18 protein-coding genes are annotated in these 15,981 nt (G+C 66.6%); 9 read left to right on the top strand and 9 right to left on the bottom strand.

Translation table 11 applies throughout. The features are described 5' to 3' along the window. Window positions 1–16 precede the first annotated feature (16 nt). Both hemH and E8M01_RS10590 read left to right on the top strand, forming a co-directional pair. Window positions 17–1,090 (top strand): ferrochelatase, encoded by a 1,074-nt coding sequence (hemH, locus tag E8M01_RS10595; RefSeq protein ID WP_136960086.1) that lies wholly within the window; start codon window positions 17–19, stop codon window positions 1,088–1,090. A gap of 109 nt (window positions 1,091–1,199) precedes the next feature. Beyond that, window positions 1,200–1,574, top strand: coding sequence for a hypothetical protein (locus E8M01_RS10590; protein WP_136960085.1), 375 nt, complete (start codon window positions 1,200–1,202; stop codon window positions 1,572–1,574). A gap of 12 nt (window positions 1,575–1,586) precedes the next feature. Here E8M01_RS10590 and E8M01_RS10585 read toward each other — a convergent pair whose 3' ends face one another. From E8M01_RS10585 to E8M01_RS10575, 3 genes are all read right to left on the bottom strand, one after another. Beyond that, on the bottom strand, window positions 1,587–2,819 hold the full coding sequence (locus E8M01_RS10585) for a phenylacetate--CoA ligase family protein (RefSeq protein ID WP_136960084.1): 1,233 nt from the start codon (window positions 2,817–2,819) through the stop codon (window positions 1,587–1,589). Between the two features lie 65 nt (window positions 2,820–2,884). Next, window positions 2,885–3,679, bottom strand: a complete 795-nt coding sequence (locus E8M01_RS10580) for an aminoglycoside phosphotransferase family protein (RefSeq protein WP_136964556.1) — start codon at window positions 3,677–3,679, stop codon at window positions 2,885–2,887. A gap of 14 nt (window positions 3,680–3,693) precedes the next feature. Next, window positions 3,694–4,419: an RluA family pseudouridine synthase gene (locus E8M01_RS10575; protein WP_136960083.1), complete on the bottom strand. Its 726-nt coding sequence runs from the start codon at window positions 4,417–4,419 to the stop codon at window positions 3,694–3,696. Between the two features lie 143 nt (window positions 4,420–4,562). Between E8M01_RS10575 and ftsY the strand changes: the two genes are divergently transcribed. Next, window positions 4,563–5,747, top strand: a complete 1,185-nt coding sequence (ftsY, locus tag E8M01_RS10570; protein WP_136960082.1) for a signal recognition particle-docking protein FtsY — start codon at window positions 4,563–4,565, stop codon at window positions 5,745–5,747. 18 nt (window positions 5,748–5,765) lie between these two features. On the opposite strand, the gene E8M01_RS10565 is transcribed toward ftsY, so the two are convergent. After that, window positions 5,766–6,017, bottom strand: coding sequence for a hypothetical protein (locus E8M01_RS10565; protein ID WP_136960081.1), 252 nt, complete (start codon window positions 6,015–6,017; stop codon window positions 5,766–5,768). A gap of 127 nt (window positions 6,018–6,144) precedes the next feature. On the opposite strand from E8M01_RS10565, the gene E8M01_RS10560 reads away from it, so the two are divergent. Together E8M01_RS10560 and E8M01_RS10555 are read left to right on the top strand one after the other, a co-directional pair. Next, a complete protein-coding gene (locus tag E8M01_RS10560; protein ID WP_136960080.1) occupies window positions 6,145–6,396 on the top strand; it encodes a hypothetical protein in 252 nt (83 codons plus the stop codon). A gap of 32 nt (window positions 6,397–6,428) precedes the next feature. After that, entirely contained in the window at window positions 6,429–6,845 is a 417-nt protein-coding gene (locus E8M01_RS10555; RefSeq protein WP_136960079.1) for a metallopeptidase family protein, read from the top strand. A 39-nt stretch (window positions 6,846–6,884) separates the two neighbouring features. Here E8M01_RS10555 and E8M01_RS10550 read toward each other — a convergent pair whose 3' ends face one another. Both E8M01_RS10550 and E8M01_RS10545 read right to left on the bottom strand, forming a co-directional pair. Continuing rightward, window positions 6,885–7,391, bottom strand: coding sequence for an SRPBCC family protein (locus E8M01_RS10550; protein WP_136960078.1), 507 nt, complete (start codon window positions 7,389–7,391; stop codon window positions 6,885–6,887). 75 nt (window positions 7,392–7,466) lie between these two features. Next, window positions 7,467–8,363, bottom strand: a complete 897-nt coding sequence (locus E8M01_RS10545; RefSeq protein WP_136964555.1) for a methyltransferase domain-containing protein — start codon at window positions 8,361–8,363, stop codon at window positions 7,467–7,469. A 131-nt stretch (window positions 8,364–8,494) separates the two neighbouring features. Here E8M01_RS10545 and E8M01_RS10540 point away from each other — a divergent pair, with 131 nt between their 5' ends. From E8M01_RS10540 to E8M01_RS10530, 3 genes are all read left to right on the top strand, one after another. Further along, window positions 8,495–9,331 carry a YihY/virulence factor BrkB family protein gene (locus E8M01_RS10540; RefSeq protein WP_136960077.1) on the top strand — a complete coding sequence of 279 codons (837 nt, stop codon included), beginning with the start codon at window positions 8,495–8,497 and terminating at the stop codon, window positions 9,329–9,331. A 102-nt stretch (window positions 9,332–9,433) separates the two neighbouring features. Continuing rightward, window positions 9,434–10,684, top strand: a complete 1,251-nt coding sequence (gene argJ / locus E8M01_RS10535; RefSeq protein WP_136960076.1) for a bifunctional glutamate N-acetyltransferase/amino-acid acetyltransferase ArgJ — start codon at window positions 9,434–9,436, stop codon at window positions 10,682–10,684. 17 nt (window positions 10,685–10,701) lie between these two features. Continuing rightward, a complete protein-coding gene (locus tag E8M01_RS10530; protein WP_136960075.1) occupies window positions 10,702–11,121 on the top strand; it encodes a (deoxy)nucleoside triphosphate pyrophosphohydrolase in 420 nt (139 codons plus the stop codon). Between the two features lie 78 nt (window positions 11,122–11,199). On the opposite strand, the gene phbB is transcribed toward E8M01_RS10530, so the two are convergent. Beyond that, window positions 11,200–11,925: an acetoacetyl-CoA reductase gene (gene phbB, locus E8M01_RS10525; protein ID WP_136960074.1), complete on the bottom strand. Its 726-nt coding sequence runs from the start codon at window positions 11,923–11,925 to the stop codon at window positions 11,200–11,202. Between the two features lie 189 nt (window positions 11,926–12,114). Continuing rightward, a complete protein-coding gene (locus E8M01_RS10520; protein ID WP_136960073.1) occupies window positions 12,115–13,290 on the bottom strand; it encodes an acetyl-CoA C-acetyltransferase in 1,176 nt (391 codons plus the stop codon). 225 nt (window positions 13,291–13,515) lie between these two features. On the opposite strand from E8M01_RS10520, the gene phaR reads away from it, so the two are divergent. Next, window positions 13,516–14,133, top strand: coding sequence for a polyhydroxyalkanoate synthesis repressor PhaR (gene phaR, locus E8M01_RS10515; protein WP_136960072.1), 618 nt, complete (start codon window positions 13,516–13,518; stop codon window positions 14,131–14,133). A 28-nt stretch (window positions 14,134–14,161) separates the two neighbouring features. Here the strand turns inward: phaR and E8M01_RS10510 are convergent, their stop codons facing one another. After that, window positions 14,162–15,913: a GGDEF domain-containing phosphodiesterase gene (locus E8M01_RS10510; RefSeq protein WP_246088674.1), complete on the bottom strand. Its 1,752-nt coding sequence runs from the start codon at window positions 15,911–15,913 to the stop codon at window positions 14,162–14,164. Window positions 15,914–15,981: the final 68 nt, after the last annotated feature.

Below are 15,981 nucleotides of genomic sequence, written 5' to 3'. Positions count from 1 at the left end.
CGACCGCGAGCCCCTGATGCCCGAAATGAAGCTTCCCCCCGATCATGTGCCGGTGCAGGCCGGCAAGATCGGGGTGCTGATCATGAATCTCGGTACGCCCGACGGCACCGATTATTGGTCGATGCGGCGCTACCTGAAGGAATTCCTGTGGGATCGCCGGGTGATCGAGACGCCTCGCGCGGTCTGGTGGCCGATCCTCAACCTGATCATCCTGCAGACCCGCCCGCAAAAGAAGGGCCGGGATTATGCGACGATCTGGAACAAGGAGCTGGACGAGAGCTTCCTGAAGACCATCACCCGCAATCAGGCCGAAAAGCTCGGGAGCCAGCTGGCCGCGTCGAGCGACAAGGTCGTCGTCGACTGGGCCATGCGTTACGGCAATCCGGCGATCAAGCCGGCGGTGGAACGGCTGTTGAAGGCTGGCTGCGACCGGATTCTGGCCGTCTCGCTCTATCCGCAATATGCCGCGGCGACGGTTGCGACCGCCAATGACCATCTGTTCCGGGCGCTGATGGAGATGCGCTGGCAGCCGACGGTCAGGGTCGCGCCGCCCTATCACGACGAGCCGGTCTATATCGACGCCCTGGCGCAATCGATCCGCGCTCATCTCGCAGGACTGGACCACGACCCGGAGGTGATCCTCGCCTCGTTTCACGGCGTGCCGCAGAAATATGTCGAGGCCGGCGATCCCTATTATTGCCACTGCCACAAGACCTGGCGGCTGCTCGGCGAGGCGCTCGGCATGGGACCGGACCGGCTGATGATGACCTTCCAGTCGCGTTTCGGCCCGGACGAGTGGATCAAGCCCTATACCGACAAGACCGTCGAGGCGCTGGCCAGGAAAGGCGTCAAGTCCATGGCCATCCTGGCGCCGGGCTTCTCGGCCGACTGCCTGGAAACGCTGGAAGAACTGAACGGCGAGAACCGCCACATCTTCGAGGCCAATGGCGGTGAGCGGTTCAGCTATATCCCTTGCCTCAACGATTCGGATCTCGGCATGGGGGTGATCAGGACCGTGGTCGAGCGGGAGCTGATGGGCTGGCTGCCGGCGCGCATCGGTCCGTCCGCAACGCCCGAACCGGGCCGTTGAAACGATCGCGCGGATCCGGCGCGATCAAACCGACATGTCGGACCGGCATCGACACGGATGCAGGGCGACTGGCGCATGTGTTGGATTGAATATGATCAGAATTATTCTTGTGGACATACCGCGGATCCTGCTGGGGCTCCTGTTCCTGGTCAGCGGTATCGACGGCCTGCTGCTGGTCTTCACCGGCACGAATTACATCAATCCGCCAACCTCTCCGGCGGGCCTCGCCTTCGAACATGCCCTGAAGGTTTCCGGCTTCTTCTGGCCGCTGATGAAGTCGATCAACCTGATCGGCGCCGTCATGCTGCTGAGCAACCGCGCGCCGGCGCTGGGCGTGGCGCTGCTTTTGCCGATCATCACCGTGATCATCGGCTTCCACATCGCGCTCAACCCCGGCGGCATGCCGGTGGCGGTGGTCCTGGCTGTCGTGACCGGCATGCTGCTGATCGCCTATCGCGACCGTTACGCCGCATTGCTGCGCTGAGCCCCCGAGCGGTCAGCCGACCGGTCGCGTATCCTCGATCACCTTGCCGTCGTTCGGCAGGCTGCCGGGCGCGACCGGCGTCACCGCGCCCTTGAGCTTGGTCACCGCCTGGACGGTCTCGCCGACGGCCGCCAGGAATTCGGCGGACTTGGCCCGGGTCTCGACCTGCAGCGTCATGATGTCGGTTTCGCCGTTGCGCGCGACGACCAGGCGGGCCCGGGTGATTTCGGAATGGCGCTTGACCACCTCGGCGACCTGTTCGGGGCGGACGAACATGCCCTTGACCTTGGCGGTCTGATCGGCGCGGCCGAGCCAGCCCTTGATGCGCCAATTGGTCCGTCCGCAGGATGAGACACCGGGCAGCACCGCGGTCAGGTCGCCAACCGCCAGCCGGATCAGCGGGTGGTGGATGTCGAGCACGGTAACGACGATTTCGCCGACCTCGCCTTCGCGCACCGGATCACCGGTGCCGGGACGGACGATTTCCAGGATGATGTCTTCGTTCAGCACCAGGCCGTCGCGCGCCTCGGTCTCGTAGGCGATCGGGCCGCATTCGGCGATGGCGTAGGTCTGATAAGCGGCAATGCCGTGGCCGGCGATCTCCTTCTGCAGCGACGGCGGGAAGGCGGCGCCCGAAACCAGCGCCTTGGTGATCGAGGAGATGTCGCGGCCCTTGGCCTTGGCCGTGTCGATCAGGATCTTCAGGAAATCCGGTACCCCGGTATAGGCCACCGGCCGATAGGCCTCGATCAGGTCGAGCTGGTGGTCGGTATTGCCCGGGCCGGCCGGAATGACCGCGCAGCCGACGGCGCGGGCGCCGGAATCGAAAGCCCAGCCGCCCGGGGTCAGGTGATAGGAAAAGGTGTTGAGCACGATGTCGCCGCGCTTGAAGCCGCCGGCGGCGAGCACACGGCCCATGCGCCAGACGTCATGGCCGACCGGTTCGGGTTCGAAGATCGGGCCGGGCGAGACGAACAGCCGGCCGAAAGCGCTGGCCTTGCCGGGCATGAAGCCGCCAAAGGGCGGGTGCGCCTTCTGCAATGCCGGCAGGTCTGACTTGCGCTGGATCGGCAGTTCGGCGAGCGCTGCCCGGGAGGTGATGGCGCGCGGATCGATCTTGCCGAGATGGCGCTTCCAGCCGGGCGCCTTCAGCGCCGTGGCGATGGCCGCCGGCAGGCGCTTGAACAGGTCTCTCTCACGAACGTTCGGGTCGCGCGTTTCCCGCTTGTCGTAATGGCCAGCCATTTTCGTTATCTCCCTCTCAGTCGAGCCTAACCCAGAGCGGGCAACAAAAGCGAACCGTCCGAAAGTCAGGCCTTGGCAATTTCGGCCGCGGCCAGCGCGGCGACCGCAAGGTCGTCGTCCGGCGTCTCGCCATCGCCGATCAGCCAGGCCGCCGGGAGGCCGGCAAAGGCCAGAATCCAGTGCAGCAGGCGGGTCGGCTCGAGTCCCGCGGCCTTGGTTACCACGTCGAGCTGTCGCGCAAAGCGCCCGGGCGACAGCGCAACCGCCTCGTCCGGATTGCGGAACAGATTGACGAAATCGAAGGCGCGCTCGCCAAGGAGGCCCTTCGGATCGATGGCAAGCCAGCCGCGCGGTCCGAAATCCAGGATATTGCCGTGGTGAATATCGCCGTGCAGCACGACGATGTCCCGCGGGGCGGCCAGAAGTTGGCGCGCGATCGCCGCGGCCTGGGCGATCAGGCCGCCATGCCGGGCAGCGGGCCAGAGCGCGCGGAACCAGTGCTCCAGGCCAATGAGTTCCGGCCGGGATCGAGGCCGCGGCGCATGCAGCCTTGCGGCGGCGGTGCAAATGATCCGGCTTGCCTCGTCGTCATGGCCGGCCCGGACCATGGCGGCAAGCGAGGCGGCGCCGGTCGAGCGCTCCATCAGCAGCGTATCGTCGTCATGGGCGAAGACGCGGGCGGCGCCTTCGCCGTCCCACCAGACCATCAACTGGCCGCCGAAGCGCTCCTCAGCCTCGACCGCGATCTTCAGCATGGCGGGCTGGCCTGCGTACAGAACCGGCATCAGACGGCTCGAAGCGGTGGCGAAAGGCCGGCCGTCGGGTTCGAGGTTCCAGCGGGCGAGATGGGCCCTGAACATCTCGGGATCAGGGGTCATGTGCCGCTCCAGCCGCAGCCGGCGAGCGCTGCCTGCATATGCGGCGGCACCGCCGCGGCGGCCTCGACGGCCGGCTTTTTCGGGTCGAACGGCACGGTGATCGAACGCGCCATGAGATGCAGGCCGGGCCCGCCATGGCGCGGCGCGCTGCCATAGATCGGGTCGCCGAGGATCGCAAAGCCCGAGGCCTGGCAGTGCAGCCGGAGCTGGTGGGTGCGGCCGGTGACCGGTTCGAGCGCCAGCCAGGATCGTCCCTCGGCGCGGCCGAGGACGCGGAAATGGGTGATGGCCGGCTGGCCCTTCGGATCGATCTTCATCCACCAGCCACGCTTCGGGTCGCGTGGACCCATGGCAAGCGTGATGCTCCCCTCATCGGCTGGCGGGCCACCTTCGACCACCGCCCAATAGGTCTTCTTGACCTGATTGGCCTTGAACAGGTCGGCGAGCCTTGCCAGCGCCTTGCGATGCCGGCCGAGCACCAGGCAGCCGGCGGTCTCCTTGTCGAGGCGATGGGCGAGCTCCGGATCGCGCGGCAGGCCGTAGCGCAGCGCGGCCAGATGATCGGCGAGATTGGCCCCGCCGCCCGGGCCCTTGTGCACCGGCAGGCCGGCCGGCTTGTCGATGATCAGCATCATGGCGTCGCGATGGATCACTCGGGCCTGCAGCCCGAGCGGGTCGTCGACGACAGGGTGGGACGAGGTCTGAGGGTTCTGCGCTTGCATCGGCGTCACCGATCGCCCTAAGGGGTAGCTTGAGTCAACCTGCCCGGGATCCGATATGTCGAAATCCGATATGTCGAACCGGACATGTCGAGAGGCCAGCATATTGGCGCCCAGACGCTTGCCGACACAGAGATCGCCTGACCATGGTGGATGAGCCGAAGCCCAGCGAGCCGAAAAAGGCCGGTTTCCTCAAGCGGCTGTTCGGGCGTGACGAGACCGCCGAGATCGCACCGCCGTCCCATCCGACCGGCGAGGCGGCGGTTCAGCCTGCGGCCGCCCCGGCGCTGCCGCCGGCCGGTCCGATCGAGGTCGCGCCGATCGCGGTGCCGCTCGCCCCCCAGCCGCCCGCTGTTCCCCATGTGCGCGAGCCCAAGAACGAGTTCAGGAACGAGCCGAAAAGCGAGCCGAAAAAGAAGTGGTGGCAGCGGCTGAAGGACGGCCTGTCGCGAACCTCGTCCAAACTCGGCCGCGGCATCACCGACCTGTTCACCAAGCGCAAGCTCGACGGCGCGACGCTGGAGGAGTTGGAAGACCTGCTGATCCAGGCCGATCTCGGCATCGATACGGCGGCCAGGATCACCGAGGCCCTGGGCAAGGGCCGGTTCGGCAAGGACATCGCGCCGGACGAAGTGCGCGCCGTGTTGTCGGCGGAAATCGAGAAGGTGCTGGAGCCGGTGGCCCATCCCCTGGTGGTCGACGCCGCGAAAGCGCCTTTCGTGGTGCTGGTGGTCGGGGTCAATGGCTCGGGCAAGACCACGACCATCGGCAAGCTCGCGGCGAAATTCCGGGCCGAAGGCAAATCGGTCATGCTGGGCGCCGGCGATACGTTCCGCGCCGCCGCGATCGAGCAGTTGAAGATCTGGGGCGAGCGGACCGGCTCGCCGGTGATCGCGCGCGAGCAGGGGTCAGACGCTGCGGGCCTAGTCTTCGACGCGATGAAAGCCGCGCAAGATGCCGGGACCGACGTGCTGATCCTCGACACGGCCGGCCGGCTTCAGAACAAGACCGAGCTGATGGCCGAGCTCGAAAAGGTGCTGCGGGTGATCCGCAAGATCGATGCGTCGGCGCCGCATTCGGTGCTGCTCGTGCTGGACGCCACGACCGGCCAGAATGCGCTGACCCAGGTCGAGGTCTTTGGCCGGACCGCAGGGGTCACCGGCCTCGTCATGACCAAGCTCGACGGTACCGCGCGTGGCGGCATCCTGGTGGCGGTGGCGGCGAAATTCGGCCTGCCGGTTCACTTCATCGGCGTCGGCGAAGGGGTCGACGATCTGGAACCCTTCGCCGCCAAGGACTTCGCGCGCGCAATCGTCGGGCTCGACGAATAGGATCTGGCGGCCAGAGCCTCAGCGGCAGCGCCGCATCGTCCTCGGCTGGCCGTGCTGGGCGCCGGGCCGGCAGGCGCGCGCGGCCCGGACGCGGTGGTGCGGCGGGGCGGCGTAGTGGACCGGCGCCGGCTGGAAATAATAGACCTGCGGATTGACGATCGGGCGGTAGATCACCGGCTCGTCGTAAGACCGGCCGAAAAAGCCGGCCTGCGCCGGGGCTGCGAAAGCCAGGATGGCGAGTGCCGTGGCCGAGGCCAACCTGATGAACATCGAAACCTCCCGTGACCCCGGGGGATGATAACGACGAGATCATACCAATCTCTTGCCGACCGCTTTGCTGACGGGCAAGCGATCACGGCCCCTTCCGCTGGCGCCGAAATCGCCTAGAGTCGGGTTCATGGCACAGGACGATCATCGCAGCCGGGAGGACCGCGAGCGGCAGGAGGAGGCCGAGCGCATCCTGGCGCGCGCCCATCGCGATTCCGCGCCCTTGCTCGGCTCGGCGTTGCAGCGCGGCGCCGATTTTTTCGCCGCCAAGGGCGAGAGCACCGATCCCGCCGAGATCTGGGGCAAGCGGGTCGGCCGGGGGCTCGCCGTCATCGGCGCGATCGGCTGCCTGATCTACCTCTATTGGACCTATTTCCGTTGAGCGCCACACCCAACATCAACGAACCGACAGCCATGACCATCACCCATGACCAGTTGGCGGCCCTCAAGGCGCCCGATCTCGAAATCTTCGAGGCCATCGCCAACGATGCCTATTCGCGCCTGCCCGAGGACTTCCGCAAGCTCTGTGCCGGGCTGGTCATCCAGGTCGACGACTTTCCGACCGAGGAGGTGCTGAAGGAGATGGGGGCCGAGACCGATTTCGATCTGCTCGGCCTGTTCCAGGGCATCGGCCTGCCGTTCCGGTCCGAGCAGCTGGCCGCCGCCATGCCCAATATGATCTGGCTCTACCGCCGGCCGATCCTGGACTACTGGGCCGAGCACGACGAGACGCTGGGGGCGGTCATCGCCCATGTGCTTGTCCACGAGATCGGCCACCATTTCGGCCTGTCGGACGCCGATATGGAAGCGATCGAGCGGCGCGCCGAATAGCGCGCCGGCGGTCGGGCAGGAGGCCATGGCGCCAGGCCGTCAGGCCTTCTTCTTCCAGCTCCACCACTTCTTCTTCGCGTCGGTCGGCTGTTCGCCCTCGGCCGGCGGAGCGACGACCTTGCCGAAGCTCTCGAAGAACTCGCCGGCCAGCTTCTTGGCGGTGGCGTCGATCAGGCGCGAGCCGAGCTGGGCGATCTTGCCGGAAATCTGGCTCTTCACGTCATAATGCAGGACGGTGACGGTCTCGCTCTCGGATTCGAGTTTCACCGTGGCGCCGCCCTTGGCCATGCCGGCGACGCCGCCATTGCCTTCGCCCGAAATGGTGTAGCCGTTCGGCGGGTCGATATCGGACAGCGTCACCGAGCCCGAGAAGGATGCCTTGACCGGGCCGATCTTCAGCACGGCCTTGGCGTTGAAGCCGTTGTCGCCGTTGCGCTCCATGCTCTGGCAGCCGGGAATGCACTGCTTCAGCACCTCGGGATCGTTGAGCGCCTCCCAGACGACCTCGCGCGGGGCCTCGATGCGCTGCGAACCTGTCATGTCCATGGGTGTCGTCCCGATCTGTGCGGTTTGGATGTGGGGCGCGACACTAGGGCTGACACTGCGGCTCTGTCGAGCGGTTCAATCGCCGGGCTTGTCACCGGTCGGCATCTCGATCGTCTTCAGGGCATCGGCGAGCCGGGCCTTGGCCGAACCGGGTTTCAGCGGCTGCTGCTGGCTTTCATGCGGCGCCCAGCCGGACAGCGTGATGATCTGGAAGGTGGCGCGGATGCGCCCGTCCGGATCGGCGAAGCGCTGGTGGTAGATCTCGGCCATGCGCAGGAGGGTCCGGCGCTTCAAGGGGGTGGTGCGGCGGTCGACCAGCGGATTGGCCGCGCCCATGGCGCGCAGGTCGCGCATCAGCGCGAAGACGTCGCCGTAGCGCACCGTCAGCTTGTCGGTGTCGGTCACCGGCAGGGCGAAGCCGGCGCGCTGCAGGAGGCCGCCAATGTCGCGGATATCGGCGAAGGGCGCGACGCGCGGGCTGATGCCGCCCTCGACCTCGCTTTCGGCTTCGGCGAAGGCCTGGCGCAGCTCGGTCAAAGTCTCGCCGCCGAGCAGGGCGGCCAGGAACAGGCCGTCGGGTTTCAGCGCCCGGCGCACCTGGACGAAGACGCCGGGCAGGTCGTCGACCAGTTGCAGGGCGAGCCCCGAGACGACCAGGTCGAGGCTGCCGGCGGCGAAGGGCAGGGCGTCCGGCTGGCTGACCACCACCGGCCGGGCGCGCCGGGAGCCGAGCGCCGGCACCGTCTCGGTGCCGATCGCCATGGCCATGCCGCGTTCGCCAAGGGCCTGTCGGACGGCGTCGGTCGGCGAGCCGAGATCGACGATACGGCTGAATTGCCGCTGCACCAGCATCAGCCGGTCCGCCAGGTCCTCGGCGACGTGGCGGAGCAGAAAATCGGCCGGCTCGCCGCGCGCGGCGCGGCGGCGGCGCTGGCCGAGAAGGGCGGGATCGAACTGGCGCGGCGCGGTCATTGCCGGGATATGGCGGCTTGCTGGCGCCGGGTCAAACGCCGGTGCGATCGACAGGGCGCGGTGCAACCACTTGCCGAGCGCGCGCGTTTCACGCATCAGTCGGCATCAGACCAGCCATCGGGGCCTTGGGAATGATCATCAGCGCGGCGAAAATCGCCTGGGAAGCCTGTGAGCAGTTTCTCGAGGACGATGGCTGGGCAATTTCCAGCCATATTGCGCTCAATGGGCTGATGTCGCTGTTTCCGTTCCTGATCGTGGTGACGGCACTGGCCGGCCTGTTCGGCTCCAAGGCCTATGCCGATACGGTGACCGAGCTCCTGTTCGAGGCCTGGCCGGAAACCGTCGCCCGCCCGATCGCCCATGAGCTCAGCACGGTGCTGACGACCTTCCGGACCGACATCCTGACCTTCGGCGTATTGCTGTCGGTCTATTTCTCGTCGAACGGCGTCGAGGCGCTGCGGGTTGGCCTCAACCGCTCCTATGACATGCGGGAAATGCGCTGGTGGTACATGTGCCGGCTCGAATCGATCGGCTATGTGCTGGTCGGCGCCGTGGCGCTGCTGGCGGTCGCCTTCCTGGTGGTGCTCGGCCCGCTGCTCTGGGCAACCGCGGTCAGGCATGCGCCCTGGCTCGCGCCGTTCGGCTGGATCGTGCTGTTCATCCGGGTCGCCGCGGCCTCGCTGGTGCTGATCGTCGCGCTGACCATCGTGCATCTCTACCTGCCGGCCGGCCGGCGCCGCTTCATGGACGTGATGCCGGGGATCGTCGTCACGTTGGTGCTCTGGCTGATCGGCGGCACGGTGTTCGGCAGCTATATCGCCGGCTTCGCGCAGAATTATGTGAACACCTATGCCGGCCTTGCCTCGGGCATGGTCGCGCTGGTCTTCCTCTACTACCTCGCCGCCATTTTCCTGCTCGGCGGCGAACTCAACGCGGCGATCTGGCGCGCACGCGGCCGCATTCTCTGACCTGCGTGCCGCAAGCCTGTCCGGCTGTCATCCAGCTTTTCGCGATCCGTGCGATCCGCTAAGGGCTTAGTCGAGATCGCCAGCAGTCCCCGAGGAAATCCCATGGCCAAATTCGTGCCTCCCGTGTCGCCGCTCGCGCCGAAGACGGTGCCGACCCTGCCCGCCATCGACGGCGTGACGCTGGCAACCGCCGAGGCCGGCATCCGCTATAGCGGGCGCACCGACGTGCTGGCGGTTGGACTTGCCAAGGGCACCACGGTTGCCGGCGTCTTCACCAGGTCGAAATGCCCCTCCGCTCCGGTCGACTGGTGCCGCGCCAATCTCGGTGGCGGCGTGGCGCGGGCGCTGGTGGTCAATTCCGGCAATGCCAATGCCTTTACCGGCAAGAAGGGCCGCGATTCGGTCGCGCTGACCGCCAGGATCGCCGCCAAGGCCGCCGGCTGCAAGCAAAGCGAGGTGTTCCTGGCCTCGACCGGCGTGATCGGCGAACCGCTCGATGCGACCAAATATGAAGGCGTGCTCGACCAGACCTTCGCGGCCGCCAAGCCCGGCGGCTGGATGGATGCGGCCCGCGCCATCATGACCACCGACACGTTCCCCAAGGTTGCCACCGCCACGGCGAAGCTCGGTGCCGCCACGGTGACCATCAACGGCATGGCCAAGGGCGCCGGCATGATCGCGCCCGACATGGCGACCATGCTGTCGTTTGTGTTCACCGACGCACCGATCGCGGCCGAGGCCCTGCAGGCGCTGCTCGCCAAGGGCGTCAAGTCGACCTTCAACACGGTGACCGTCGACAGCGATACCTCGACCTCCGACACGCTGATGCTGTTCGCCACCGGCACTGCGGAAGCGCGCGGCGCTCCGCGTATCGCGGCGGCAGGAGACCGGCGGCTCGCCGGGTTCAAGAAGGCGCTGGATGCCGTGCTGGCCGATCTTGCCGAGCAGGTCGCCCGCGACGGCGAGGGTGCCCGCAAGCTGGTCCATGTGGTGGTCAAGGGCGCGGTCTCCAACGCCTCGGCCTTCAAGGTCGCCAAGTCGATCGCGGATTCGCCGCTGGTGAAGACGGCGATCGCCGGCGAGGACGCCAATTGGGGCCGGGTGGTGATGGCGGTCGGCAAGGCTGGCGAGCCGGCCGAACGCGACAGGCTGTCGATCTCTTTCGGCGATGTCCGCGTCGCCCACCAGGGCGAGCGCGATCCGGCCTATGACGAGGCCGCGGCGAGCCGGGTGATGCAGCACGACGTGATCGTGCTGACCGCCGATCTCGGGCTTGGCCGCGGCACCGCGAAAGTGATGACCTGCGACCTGACCAAGGACTATGTCGCGATCAACGGCGACTACCGTTCGTGACGGCGGCGGGCGCACCGGTGGCCGTCAAGCTGGTCTTCGTCGTGGCTTGCGCGCTGGTCGACCAGGACAACCGGATCCTGCTCGCCGAGCGGCCCGAGGGCAAATCGCTGGCGGGCCTGTGGGAGTTTCCGGGCGGCAAGCTGGAACCGGGCGAGCGGCCGGAGGAGACGCTGATCCGCGAGCTCCATGAAGAGCTCGGCATTACCGTCGAGGAGCCTTGCCTGGCGCCGCTGACCTTTGCCAGCCACACTTACGAAACCTTCCACCTGTTCATGCCGCTCTGGGTGTGCCGCAGGTGGCAGGGCAGCGTCCGGGGCCGCGAGGGCCAGCGGCTCGCCTGGGTGAAGCCCGGCCGGCTGCGCGATTACCCGATGCCCGCGGCCGATGAGCCGCTGATCCCCTTCCTCACCGAACTCCTGGGCGAAGCCCGCGACTGACGCGCGCCGCCGGGACACCGACAACAAGAAAGGCCGGGTTCGACCCGGCCTTTTGCATGGCGTGCGGCGAGAGGTCGGTCAGGCGAAATATTGACCGCCATTGATGGTCAGCGTCGAGCCGGTGATGAAACCGCCTTCGTCGGAGGCGAGGAAGACCACGGCGCGGGCGATTTCCGAGGGGTCGCCGAGCCGGCCGACCGGGATCTGCGGCAGGATCTTGGCCTTCAGCACTTCGGGATCGATGGCGGCGACCATTTCGGTGCCGATATAGCCCGGGCAGATGGCATTGACGGTGATGCCCTTGTTGGCGTTTTCCTGGGCCAGCGCCTTGACGAAGCCGATGTCGCCGGCCTTGGAGGCGGAGTAATTGACCTGGCCCATCTGGCCCTTCTGGCCATTGATCGAAGAGATCACGACGATGCGGCCGAAGGAGCGGGCGCGCATGCCGTCGATCACCGGCCGCGTGACATTGAACAGGCTGTCCAGATTGGTGCGGATCACCGCCGACCACTGGTCCTTGGTCATCTTGTGGAAGAAGCCGTCGCGCGTGATGCCGGCATTGTTGACGAGGATGTCGATGCCGCCGACCTCGCCCTCGACCGCGGCAACGCCGGCCGCCGAGGCGTCGAAGTCGCCGACGTCGAACTTGAACACCGGAATGCCGGTCTCGGCCTTGAATTTGGCGGCGGCCTCGTCATTGCCAGCATAATTGGCGGCGACCTTGTAGCCGGCAGCCTGCAGCGCCTTCGATATCGCGCCGCCAATGCCGCGCGTACCCCCGGTAACCAATGCGACCCGTGCCATGGTGTTTTCCCTCTTTCGGTTTTTTGGAAGGTCAGTTTCTCGATCCCAGCCTCTTGGTGCCAGGTTTTTCGCAGGGCTTCATGGAGCGATGAAGACCTTAGGGGGCGGCGGTTGCCGCCCCTTTTCATGTCATCGGTTGGTCAAGCGCGCGAAGCGCTCGGTGCTCGACGCACTCAGCGCTCGACGCACTCAGCGCTCGACGCAGAGAGCAACGCCCATGCCACCACCGATGCACAGCGTGGCGAGACCCTTCTTGGCGCCGCGCTTCTGCATTTCGTGCAGCAGGGTCACCAGGACGCGGGCGCCGGAGGCACCGATCGGGTGGCCGATGGCAATGGCGCCGCCATTGACATTGACCTTGTCGGTATCCCAGCCCATGTCCTTGTTGACCGCGATGGCCTGAGCCGCGAAGGCTTCGTTGGCCTCCACCAGGTCAAGATCCTTGACCGTCCAGCCGGCCTTTTCGAGCGCCTTGCGCGACGCCGGGATCGGGCCGGATCCCATGATCGCGGGATCGACGCCGGCGGTCGCCCAGGACTTGACGGTGGCGAGCGGCTTCAGGCCACGCCGGTCGGCCTCGGCGCGCGTCATCAGCACGACCGCGGCCGCGCCGTCATTGATGCCCGATGCATTGCCGGCGGTGACCGTGCCGTCCTTCTTGAAGGCCGGCTTCAGCTTGCCCATCGCCTCGATATTCGCGCCGTCGCGAATATATTCGTCGGTGTCGACGATCACATCGCCTTTGCGCGACGAAATGGTCACCGGCACGATCTCGTCCTTGAACTTGCCGGACTTGCGGGCGGCCTCGGCCTTGTTCTGCGACGACACCGCAAAGCGGTCCTGCTCATCCTTGGTGATCTGCCACTTCTCGGCGACGTTTTCCGCCGTGATGCCCATGTGATAGCCGTGGAAGGCGTCGATCAGGCCGTCCTTCAGCATGGAATCGGTCATTTCGAGCGCGCCCATCTTGGTGCCGTTGCGCAGATGCGCGACATGCGGCGCCATCGACATGCTCTCCTGGCCGCCGGCGACGATGATCTTGGCGTCGCCATTGGCGATCTGCTGCATGCCGATCGCCACCGTGCGCAGGCCGGAGCCGCAGAGCTGGTTCAAGGCCCAGGCGGTCTTCTCGGCGGGGATGCCGGCCTTGATCGCGGCCTGGCGGGCCGGGTTCTGGCCTTCGCCGGCGGTGAGGATCTGGCCGAACACGACCTCGTCGACCTCTTCCGGCTTCACATTGGCGCGCTCGAGCGCCGCCTTGATCGCGATCGCGCCCAATTCGTGAGCAGGAAGACTGGCGAGAGCGCCGTTGAACGAGCCGACCGGCGTGCGGGCGGCACCAACGATGACGACTTCCTCGGACATGCATTCCTCCTGTCTCACCATGCCGCCACGTCCAGCGGCGGCGTCTGTCTGAGACAGACCATGTCGGTGATACAGCGGGCCTGTCAACCGAGCCGAAATGCGGATCGGATCCTTGTCGAGCGGGCGCTGCACAAAACCGTGGCAGGTCTTGCGGAAACGTCATAACGTGATGAAACAATGGCATGCGGCGGTATCGGGGCCACCGCGCCCAGACCGAGGGGAACGATGGCCAAGAACGATCTGGTCACGATCAAAAAATACGCCAACCGGCGACTCTACAACACCGGTACCTCGACTTACGTGACGCTCGAGGATCTGGCTGTCATGGTGAAAGCCGGCAACGATTTCGTGGTTTACGACGCCAAGACCGGCGACGACATCACCCGATCGGTCCTGGCACAGATCATCTTCGAGCAGGAGAACAAGGACGGGCAGAACATGCTGCCGGTGGCGTTCCTGCGCCAGCTGATCCGTTTCTATGGCGACAGCATGCAACTTCTGGTGCCGCGCTTTCTCGAACTGTCGATCGACAGCCTGTCGAAAGAGCAGGACAAGCTGCGCCAGCAGCTCGGCACCGCTTTCGGCGCCAATCCGCTGGTCCAGCCGTTCGAGGCCCACGTGCGGCGCAACATGGAAATGTTCGAGCGCGCCTTCTCGATCTTCTCGCCCTTCGCCAAGCGCGACGAGCGGGCGGGTGGCGAGGCGGCGGCCGTCGACGAGAAGAAGCCGGGCCAGGCTGCCGCTGCGTCAGCCGAACCTCCGGCCAAGGACGGCGATATCGACGAGCTGAAACACCAACTCGCCGAGATGCAGCGCAAGCTCGAAAGCCTGTCGCGCAAGTAGTCCGGCAAGTGGTCTGGATTGCCCGGGTTCACGCCCCGGGGCCTGGCCCGGGCGTGACGTCGGTGAGCCATGGCCGCGCTTCGCTGGCGCCGCCGGTATGGACACCTTGCAGGTAGTCGCAGCCGAGCTCGGTAAGAGCCCGGGCGACGGTCTCGTTCGGCACCCATTCGGCGACCGTGCTCAGCCCCATGTGCCGGGCAAGGCCGAGGAGCGTCGCGACGAAATGCCGGTCGTCCTCGCCGCGCTCGAAATTCTCGACAAAGGCGCCGTCGATCTTGACGCAATTGACGCCGAGCCGGCGCAGATTGCGAAATGAGGTGTAGCCGGCGCCGAAATCGTCGATGGCGACGCTGAGGCCCAAGCCCTGCACCCTGGCGACGAAGTGGCGGGTGTCTTCGACATCGGCAATGGCTTCGGTTTCGGTGATCTCGACGCTCAGCCGCCGGGCGATATCGGGATGCGCCTTGACCTTGGCGGCAAGGGCATCGAGCCAGTCGTGGTCCATGGTGGTGGCCGGCGAGACATTGACCGAGAGGCGCAAGGTCGGCGCGGCCAAAAGCTCGGCGACGGCAAGCTCCAGCACCCGATGGTCGACCAGGCGGATCAGGCCGAGCTTCTCGGCCACCGGCACGATGGTGCTGGCCGGCAGCAGCGAGCCGTCGCTGCGGCGGATGCGCAGCAGGCACTCGTAAGACGAGACCTCGCGCGCGCCGCGGGCGGAAACGATCGGCTGGAAGGCCAGGCTGATGCGGCGGTCGTTGAGAGCGGTGACGATCTCGTCGGTGATCCGGCGGTTCTCGCGGCGGCTCTGCTCGCGCTCGAGATTGGGCTGATAGGCCTGGAAGGCGCCGCGCCGCCGGGCCTTGACGCCGTCGAGCGCTTCTTGCGCGCGGCCCATGACCGAGGTGAGGTCGACGGCATGGCGCGGGGCGATCACGCCCCCCATGGTGACGGTGATCGAGATCGGGCCAGCCGGCGTGGCGAAGACGTCGTCACGGACGCCGGCCAGGATGCGCTCGGCGGCGGTCGCCATTTCGTCGGGCTGGCAGTTGCGCATGATGATGCCGAACTTGTTGCCCGAAAGCCGGCCAATGAGATCGCCGCCGCGCATGCGCGAGCGGATCCGCCGGCCAACCGCGGCGATGATTTCGTCGGCCCGGTCGAAGCCATAGGCCTCGTTGATGCGTGCGAGATTGTCGATCGCCGCGATCAGGAAGCCGATCGAGCCGCGGACCTTCTGGGCATCGTCGAGGGTGGCCTGCAGGACTTCGCAGAAGCGATGCCGGGACAGCTGGCCGGTCAGCGGGTCGATCTCGCTCGCCGCCGCCAGCCTGCGGCGATGTTCGTAGCGGTCGGTGATGATCCGGACCGTGCCGTGGGCGCGCAGCGGCCGGCCGTCGGACGAGGCGAACCAGCGGCCGGAATCCTCGACCCAGTGGGTCACCCCGGGGCGTGGTGACAGCGCATATTCGATTTCATAGGCGACGCCGTCGCCATGATCGGTGCCCGGCGAGTTGACCACCGCTTCATAGCGGCCGGCGGGGGATTCGGTTGCCAGCATCTGGGCATAACCGCGGCCGGTGGCGAAACGCGCGAGGTTTTCGACGTCGAAGACGGCGGCGGCATTGGCGCTCCAGGTCAGCCGGTCCGAGGGCACGGCCCATTCATAGGTCGCGGTGCCGACGGATGACAGGATGGCATTGGTGCCGGAATCCGTTGCCGCGCGGCGATCGCGTTCGGCCACGTCCGATCTGGCGATCGTCGCATCACCGCTGTCCACAGCTTTATCCGTTCCGCCTCGACCACCAACCTTCCCATCAAACGGGAAAATGTATGAATGAAGCGTGT

Source organism: Phreatobacter stygius, from assembly GCF_005144885.1.
GTDB classification, from domain to species: Bacteria; Pseudomonadota; Alphaproteobacteria; order Rhizobiales; family Phreatobacteraceae; genus Phreatobacter; species Phreatobacter stygius.
This window is presented reverse-complemented; position numbering and strand designations above follow the sequence as displayed.